We start from the raw sequence: 8,363 nt of genomic DNA, 5'->3' as shown, positions 1-8,363 counted from the left end.
GCTGAACGCTGAACGCTGAACGCTGAACGCTGAACGCTGAACGCTGAACGCTGAACGCTGAACGCTGAACGCTGAACAGAAATATTTTGGTTTTGGCACAGCCGCTGTCAAGTTTATTGTTCGCATCAATGGCATAAATCTCAGAGTAAAAAAGGGGCAAGCCGCTAAGTCTTTCTCTTTTTTGCGTTCCGCGTTCCGCTCGCCCTACACTAACACTCTACAGAATAAACTCTCTTTCTGTTCCCCGTATTCCCCCTATCAAATTCCCTTCATTGCCTCGGCAACTATTTCCAGCGACCGTAAGCGGTCACTCTGCTCGTAAAAACTGCTGGCAAAAATAAACTCATCGGCGCCGGTTTCGGCCTTTAAGTCCGCTAAATGATCTTTAATAGTTGCTGGGCTTCCCACGGCGGCGATGCCATTAAAATCGTTAATATGTATTTGCTCTTGGGGTGTCCACAGGGCATTCATATCCTCTACTGGGGGGCGCAGGCGCAGGTGTTCGCCGCGCAGCAGAGCCAGCACGCTCTGTTGCGCGGTGGTGTGTAAATAACGGGCGCGGGCATCTGTGTCGGCGGCACAGGCGGGCACGCCAATCGCAGCATAGGGTTTATCTAACACGGCCGAGGGCTGAAAGCCCGAGCGGTACACATGCAAGGCCTCCATCAATAAACGCGGGGCAAAATGCGAAGCAAAGGCAAAAGGCAGGCCTCGTTTAGCGGCCAGTTGAGCGCTGTAAAGGCTGGAGCCCAACAACCAGATGGGAATATCGCTGTTCATTCCCGGCGCAGCAAAGACTTTTTGCCCCGGCTGTTTGTCGCCTAAAAAATACTGCAACTCGGCCAGTTGCTCCGGGAAGTCATCCACCCCGCTGTGCATATCGCGCCTTAACGCGCGCATGGTCGCCCCATCACTGCCGGGCGCACGCCCCACCCCCAAATCGATGCGCCCAGGGTACAAGGCCTCGAGCGTGCCAAAGTGTTCGGCGACAACAATGGGGGCGTGATTGGGCAGCATAATGCCCCCAGCGCCCACGCGAATAGACTGAGTCGCTCCCGCAATATGTCCGATGAGCACGCTGGTGGCCGAGCTGCCAATGCCTTCCATGCTGTGGTGTTCGGCCAACCAAAAGCGCTTATAACCCAGCCGCTCGGCCGTTTGCGCGGCCTCAACCACTCGCGCATAGGCATCGCGGTAACTGGCGTCCACTTTAGCGTGAGCAAGATCGAGAATGGAGTAGGCGGTAGTCATAGCGGGCACCTCTAGACTTTCAGTCAACACAGGCGAGCATGGTAACGCCTGTGTTTATCTGATGAGCAAAAGAATCGTAAAGCCTTTCTACGGCTGACGCCCTGCGGCAGCATTGATCGCGTTGAGCAGTTCGTGCTGATAATCCGAGGTGTATTGCCAGAACATGACCCCAGCCAAGCCTTTGTCGCGCGCATAGTGAACCTTGGCCGTTACCGATTGCGGATCATCGTAACTGACAAAGGTTCGCTCTTGCGGGTTCCACAACCAAGGGGCCTGGGCTAGGTTATCCCAATGGCGAACAAAGCCTTTCTGACCGATGACATTGGAACTTAGATTGGTGTAACTGGCGCCGCCAAAGCTGGCCTCACCGGCATTACCTGGCTGGCGAAAGCCCGCGTTGTCTTCGCCTACCTCAGTCCACACCCGTCCGTAAAACGCCAGCCCCAGCACTAGTTTTTGGGGCGGAACGCCTTGTGCCAAGTGGTTTTTTACCGCCGCGTCGGCGCTCTGACCGCCGGAATCATCCGGGTGCGAATAGAGCGCTGTGTGGTGCCCGGTAACCCCGCCATTGCGCGGAAAGTTAAAGTCGTAGGCCATAATATTCAGGTAATCCAGATACGGATGCCAGTTCTGAATATCGCTTTTTGCCAGATAATCGGCAAAGCCGCCGGTGGCGATGGTGATCAGCAGTGGGCGCTCAAGCTCTTGCTCCAGTGCATCAAATGCTTCGCGCAAACCTTTTAACACCAAGGTAAAGTTTTCACCATCTTCAGGTCTGTGGGTATTGCCCGCACCTGCGAGTCCCGGATATTCCCAATCGATATCAATACCGTCCAACTGGTGGCGGCGCACAAATGCCACCGCGCTATCGATAAAGGCCTGTCGCGATTGCTGGGTTAACGCCATATCGGAAAACTCGCCCGACCAGGTCCAACCACCCACCGACGAGAGAATTTTGAGCGTGGGGTTGCGCTCTTTCAGCGTTTGCAATGATCGGTAGTTTTGATCGTCAAAATCAAAGCCATTAACGATTTTATTGTCTTCAATGTTGGAAAAGGCGTAGTTAATATGGGTAAGTTTTTCAGCAGCAATAGTGTCCGGGTCCAGCGGTTTATCGGGGCTAAACACATAGCCAATAATGACCGAGTCAGAGCTTACCTGGTTTTGTGTTTCGGCATTTAGGGCCAGGCAATAACAAGCCAGTAGCAGCGTGCAAAGCGCGCCACCCAGCCGGGTGTAAATATGTTTCATCAGATGTCTCCACAACCGTGTTCCCTCGGGGTTTGCCCCGAAGGGGTGAGATCATCTATCGGCTCAATCGTTTTTAATGGGTGAGACTCTATCGCCCTTCCATATCATTCGATATAAATCGTGGCGCCGGTCTTTTAAGTTCTGCACTGTACCACTGTTGCGCGCCATAATCAGCGACTCGGGGCGCAGGTCGGCAAAAGCCACGGTTTCCACATTGGGTGTGGTATCGGCGGCAATGCCATCGCGGGCAAAGGCAAAGTCGCAGGGGGTGAGAATACAGCTTTGCGCGTATTGAATGTCCATATTGGCCACATTGGGCAGGTTGCCCACATTGCCTGACATAATCACATAAAATTGATTCTCCACCGCGCGTGCCTGACAGGAGTAACGCACCCGCAAGTAACTTTGCCGCTCGTCGGTGCAAAAGGGCACAAACAAAAAGTGAATACCCTGGTCTGCCAGGTGGCGAGCAAGCTCAGGGAACTCGGAGTCGTAGCAAATCAGCACACCAATGGGGCCGCAATCGGTATCAATCGCCTGCAATTTGCTGCCGCCTTCAATATCCCACCAGTAAACTTCGTTGGGTGTAGGGTGAATTTTGGGCTGCTCGAACATGCGACCGTCGCGCAAGAAAATGTAGGCAATATTTTCAATACGACCATTGTCCATGCGCGTGGGGTGCGATCCCGCAATAATGTTCACATTGTACTGCAGCGCCATCGTACGAAAAGCTTCTTTTAAGCGCGGCGTATATTTGGTGAGCGCCTCGATGGACTCATAGGGCGACAGCTCTTGGTCCTCAATGGATAGCAATTGCAAAGTGACCAGCTCGGGGAATACCACAAAGTCGCTTTTGTAGTCGGCCACCACATCCACAAAGTACTCGATATATTTAATAAATTCACTAAACGAGGTAATCCGGCGCTGCATATACTGTACGGTGGCTACACGCACCACATCGGGAGCGTGGACACCAACTTGCTTGCGCGGCTTGTCGTCGGCCTTAACCACCTTGGGGTTTTCCCATTTCATATGGGCGGCGTAACCCATAGATTGCTTGTCTTCGTCCAAGTAGTTTTTGAGTATGCCAATAATTTCAAAGCCGTTGCGCAATTGGAACGACAGAACCGGATCTTTGGCCTTTTTGTGCACCACCTGGTCGACGTAATTCTCAACGGTTTTAAATTTTTTAATCCGCCGCGCCAAGCTGGGCATACGCCCGGCAAACACCACGCCCTTTAACCCCAACGACTGGCACAGCTTTTTGCGTTCGTTGTACAAACGCTGACCAATACGGTAGCCCCGATAGGCGTCGTCGATGCACACCTCCATGCCGTACAACCACTGGCCGCGAATATCGTGGCGCGAGGCAAAACCATTACCGGTAATCTCCACCCAGGTGTGGGGCTTGAGTGCGACATCACCAATGCGAAAGGTGGCGCAGTAGCCCACCACCACATCGCCCACCAACACCACAAACTGTCCGGCGGGAAAGGTATTAATTTGCCCCACAATCGCCGAGCGCGCATAGGCCTCCATATCCACCGGGGTGTACACCCGATCAGACAGCGCCACAATGGCATCCACATCGGCTAAGGTCGCGTTGCGCACCACCAAGTGAGATTTGGGATCGGCAAGTTTGTTTTCGGTAGTCTGAACCATAGCGCGAGGCCTCTAAATATCTGCAAGGCGCTTACTTTAAAGCAAAAGGCCTGTGGTAAGCTACGTCGGTAACCCGCTCGAGAACACCGCATGAAAAACCGTAGTATTGCCCTGATTTTATTCCTGCTCAGCGGATGCGTCGCCATTGGCGCCTCGTCACTGGATACCCGCTTTGGCAAACCCGAACCCCGCGAGATGAGTAGCGGCAAGGATGCCAGCCATTATCAAAGCGAGGTAAAGCCGCTGATCGAGGCACGCTGCACCGTATGCCACGGCTGCTACGACGCCCCCTGTCAGTTAAAAATGGACGCCGACTTGGGCCTGTTGCGCGGCGCCAGCAAAGAGAAAGTTTACGACGGCACTCGACTGTTTGGCGCCGAGCTGACCCGCCTGTTTACCGACGCCGATTCCACTAGGCAGTGGCGAGAGAAAGACTTTTACCCGGTGTTAAACGAGCGCCAGAACACCCCCAAGGCCAATTTAGAAGGCAGTGTGATGGCACGGATGCTCAAGCTGAAGCAAGCTCACCCACTGCCCGAGGGGGAGGTACTGCCCGAGAGCTTCGATTTTTCCACCGATCGCGAGCAATACTGTCCCACGGTGGAAGAGTTTGAAGACTTCGCCCAAGACTACCCTTTGTGGGGCATGCCCTATGGCTTGCCCGGGCTTCCCGAACAAGAACAAGATAAACTGCTAAGCTGGGTGCGCACCGGCGCGAGCTTTGGCGCGCAACCGGCCGTACCCGCCGAACTATTGCCCCACCTAGAACGCTGGGAAGATTTTTTTAACGGCCCTAGCCTGCGCGCCCAGTTGGTCAACCGCTACTTATACGAGCACCTGTTTCTGGCCAGTTTGCGCTTTGAAAACGCACCGGATGTCACCTTCAAACTGGTTCGCTCCAGCACCCCACCGGGTCAGCCCATAAAGCGTATTACCACTCGCCGCCCCTTTGACGACCCCAAGGTCGAGCGGGTTTACTACCGCCTGTGGCACGACCCGTCCAGCCGCCTGGCCAAAACCTTTATGCCCTACGCGCTTAACCACGAGCGCATGGATAAATGGCAGCGCTGGTTTTACGATGCCGACTATATGGTGTCCAAGCTGCCCGGCTACGGCGCCGAAGTGGCCGCCAACCCCTTTGCCAGCTTTGCTCAACTGCCCATCGATTCGCGCTATCGCTTTTTGTTGGACGAGGCCGAATTCACGATTATGAATTTCATTAAAGGCCCCGTCTGTCGCGGCCAGATTGCGTTGAACGTGATTGAGGATCACTTCTGGGTATTTTTTGTCTCGCCTAACACCATGAACCCCGTAACCGATGGCGAGTTTTTTGAGCGCAATGCCGACCATTTGCGCCTGCCCGCTGAGGCGGGCAACACCTTCCGCCCTGTGTCCCGCTGGATGGAGTACGCCAGCCTGCAAGAAGGCTACTTGAAAGCCAAAGCCGAGTATATTCGCGAACGCGCCGATCGCTTGGGGCGTATCGATATGCAGCTGATATGGGACGGCAGCGGCCATAATGACAACAGCGCACTGACTATTTTGCGCCATAACGACAGCGCCTCGGTCGTGCGCGGCATGATTGGCCCCAACCCCAAAACCGCCTGGCTAATTGACTACCCCTTACTCGAGCGCATTCATTATCTGCTGGTGGCGGGATTCGATGTGTATGGCAATGTCTCGCACCAATTGCTCAGCCGTTTGTATATGGACTTTTTGCGCATTGAAGGGGAAATGAACTTCGTCGCCCTGCTACCCGAAACCGAGCAAAATGCGATCATAAAAAGCTGGTACCGGGGCGCCGAAGACGATATTAACAGCTACTTGAACCGCTACCTGGACCAATTGCCACCCACCCAGGTTGTGGACTACCAAACCGATACTCCCAAGGCCGAACTATTACAGGCCCTGGCTCAACACGTGGCACCCAGCCAAGCAGACAGCCCGCACATTGCACCACTGCAATGGCCCGAACCCTTAGCCAAAGCGCTGGGGCAACTGCAGTCCACCCAGGGGGTAGCCGCCAGCCTAATGCCCGAAGCCAGCGTATTACTGATGCCCGACGAGGGCGTATTTAGCCTGATGCGCACCAGCGCCCACAGCAATGTCGCCTCGCTGTTTAGCGAGCAGGACCGACGCCGGCCGCAAGAGGACCAATTGGTGGTCACCGCCGGTATTGTCCCCGCCTACCCCAACACCTTCTGGCGGGTAGATAAAGGACAATTGCCGCAGTTTATTGCCCAAGTGCAAAAGCTGGAAACTGAGGCCGACTACCGCCGCCTCAAAGAAAGTTTTGGCATAGGCCGCAACCACCCCCAGTTCTGGGAAATCAGCGATCAAATTCATCGCGACTTTGCCCAGCAACAACCCGCCAGTGCGGGGCTGTTGGACTACAACCGCCTGGAGAACCGCTGAGCCTATTAACCCGGCAAGCATCATTGCCGGGTTAATAGCGGGCTACTAGGGGGCGATGCGCGCCCGCTAAAATGTTAAAGTGCCACCTATGACCGCATCACTGCTGCCCGAAAAACCTCTGCTGATTTCGCCCTCCCTGGCCGCCACCATTGGCCTGGAGGAAGCGCTGTTGCTCAGCGTTATGGCCGAGGCCGAAAGCTCGGGCCGCCTGCTACAGCGCCAAATAAGCGAGCGCTTACCCTTTTGGCCCGCCGAGGATATTCAGCGCATCGCCAAAAATCTGCAGGAAAAGGGCCTGATTCAGCTGACCAGCGCCCCCTACACCCAATGCGGTGAGCTCGCCTGGCGCTTTAGCCCCGGCGTGTTGCCGGGCGCCGAGACCGCACAGCCCCAGGCACCGGTTGCGCCCAGACCCGCCGCGCCAGCGCAGAGCAATCAGATTAGCCCGGGCTGGCAGCCGGACGCCGAACTTAAAATGCAGCTGGCGCAGTACAATATTCCCGACTATTTTATTCGCCAACAGGTGCCCGAGTTTGTCACCTACTGGCGCGAGCGCGGCGAGGCCCATCACAGCTGGGGCGCTAAGTTTCTCAAGCAGGTGGTGCGGCGCTGGCGCGAGCACGAGGCCGGGCAGTTTAAGCGCGAACAGGACACCCCCATGACGCCCGAGTGGCGCCCCTCGCAAGACGCTATGGTGTTGCTGGTGCGCCACGCGGGTATAAACCAGGCGTTTGTGGAAGACGCCATTGCCGAGTTTGTACTCTACTGGCGTGAACGGGGCGATGTAGGGCGCACCTGGAATACCCGTTTTATTCAGCACGTGAAACGCCAGTGGGCGAAATACACCAACGCCCTAGAGCATGACACCGAGCCCAAGCGCCTGCCGGATAACTGGCAGCCAGGCAAAGACGTTTTTGACGTTTTGGCCCTGGCCAATATTGACCTGGCGTTCGCCCGACGGCAAATACCCGAGTTCGTGCTCTTTTGGCGCGAGAGCAATCGGGTTCACAGTTCGTGGAACACCAAATTTCTGCAACATGTAAAATACCACTGGGCACGTCAGCATTCGTTCAGCCAAGTACCACAACAGGGTAATACCAATGTCCGAAACCAATCGGCTACTGGAACAAGCACAACGCGAGATAGAAGCCTTGTCGAAGACCTCACCGACCGCAGCTGGGCAGGCTGATGCCGAGCCCCAGCGCAAGGTGACCGACGCCCACATTGACGCACTCAATGAAGTGTTTGCGCTGTTTCGCATCAACTACCACAACCAGTACTACAAGGCTTACAGCGATGCCTCGGTACTGGGGCAAATTAAAAAGCTGTGGCTGGATTCCCTGTTGCGGTTCGAGCCGGACACCATTCGCCGCGGGGCGCGCGAGGTCATCGAAACCAGCGAGTTTTTACCCACCCTCAGCAAAATGATTGATGCCTGCCAGGGCGACCCGCAAAAATACGGCTTAAAAGACACTCACGCCGCCTACGTGGAAGCCTGCCACGCGCCCTCGCCCAAAGCGGGGTTTAACTGGAGCCACCCGGCAGTCTACTACGCCGGTCGCGCCGCCGATTGGTATTTTCTGGCCAGCTCCAGCGAACGCCAGGCCTACCCGGTGTTTGCCCAGCACTATCGTCGCTACTGCGAAAAGGTGATGAACGGTGAGACTCTAACACCACCGGACACCCCGGCACTGCCCGAAACCGTAGAGGTGCCACTTTCCAAAGAAGAAAACAAAAAAAGACTGGATGCACTGCGCAAAGAGCTGGATATATAAAACGGCATT

General features: G+C 55.5%; 6 protein-coding genes. 3 read left to right on the top strand and 3 right to left on the bottom strand.

The window, feature by feature from the left end:
- Window positions 1-258: 258 nt before the first annotated feature.
- The 3 genes from M6D89_RS15750 to M6D89_RS15740 form a co-directional block, all read right to left on the bottom strand.
- Window positions 259-1,251 (bottom strand): LLM class flavin-dependent oxidoreductase, encoded by a 993-nt coding sequence (locus tag M6D89_RS15750; protein ID WP_253969054.1) that lies wholly within the window; start codon window positions 1,249-1,251, stop codon window positions 259-261.
- An 87-nt stretch (window positions 1,252-1,338) separates the two neighbouring features.
- Entirely contained in the window at window positions 1,339-2,502 is a 1,164-nt protein-coding gene (locus M6D89_RS15745; protein WP_253969053.1) for a glycoside hydrolase family 18 protein, read from the bottom strand.
- A 63-nt stretch (window positions 2,503-2,565) separates the two neighbouring features.
- On the bottom strand, window positions 2,566-4,164 hold the full coding sequence (locus tag M6D89_RS15740; RefSeq protein ID WP_253969052.1) for a carbon-nitrogen hydrolase family protein: 1,599 nt from the start codon (window positions 4,162-4,164) through the stop codon (window positions 2,566-2,568).
- A 90-nt stretch (window positions 4,165-4,254) separates the two neighbouring features.
- On the opposite strand from M6D89_RS15740, the gene M6D89_RS15735 reads away from it, so the two are divergent.
- The 3 genes from M6D89_RS15735 (at window position 4,255) to M6D89_RS15725 (ending at window position 8,354) form a co-directional block, all read left to right on the top strand.
- A complete protein-coding gene (locus M6D89_RS15735; RefSeq protein WP_253969051.1) occupies window positions 4,255-6,579 on the top strand; it encodes a fatty acid cis/trans isomerase in 2,325 nt (774 codons plus the stop codon).
- 88 nt (window positions 6,580-6,667) lie between these two features.
- Window positions 6,668-7,768, top strand: coding sequence for a DnaT-like ssDNA-binding domain-containing protein (locus M6D89_RS15730; RefSeq protein ID WP_253969050.1), 1,101 nt, complete (start codon window positions 6,668-6,670; stop codon window positions 7,766-7,768).
- Window positions 7,731-8,354 carry a replication protein P gene (locus M6D89_RS15725; protein ID WP_253969049.1) on the top strand — a complete coding sequence of 208 codons (624 nt, stop codon included), beginning with the start codon at window positions 7,731-7,733 and terminating at the stop codon, window positions 8,352-8,354. The genes M6D89_RS15730 and M6D89_RS15725 overlap by 38 nt, the downstream gene beginning before the upstream one ends.
- Window positions 8,355-8,363 lie beyond the last annotated feature (9 nt).

The sequence above is a fragment of the Gilvimarinus xylanilyticus genome (assembly GCF_024195295.1).
GTDB classification, from domain to species: Bacteria; Pseudomonadota; Gammaproteobacteria; order Pseudomonadales; family Cellvibrionaceae; genus Gilvimarinus; species Gilvimarinus xylanilyticus.
Note: the sequence above shows the minus strand (reverse complement) of the source record. Positions and strands in the feature narration are given on the sequence as shown.

Bases quoted from the DNA above. Each gene is read 5' to 3' on its own strand.
- M6D89_RS15740 (WP_253969052.1), bottom strand. From the start codon at position 4,164: ATGGTTCAGACTACCGAAAACAAACTTGCCGATCCCAAATCTCACTTG.
- M6D89_RS15745 (WP_253969053.1), bottom strand. From the start codon at position 2,502: ATGAAACATATTTACACCCGGCTGGGTGGCGCGCTTTGCACGCTGCTA.
- M6D89_RS15735 (WP_253969051.1), top strand. From the start codon at position 4,255: ATGAAAAACCGTAGTATTGCCCTGATTTTATTCCTGCTCAGCGGATGC.
- M6D89_RS15750 (WP_253969054.1), bottom strand. From the start codon at position 1,251: ATGACTACCGCCTACTCCATTCTCGATCTTGCTCACGCTAAAGTGGAC.
- M6D89_RS15730 (WP_253969050.1), top strand. From the start codon at position 6,668: ATGACCGCATCACTGCTGCCCGAAAAACCTCTGCTGATTTCGCCCTCC.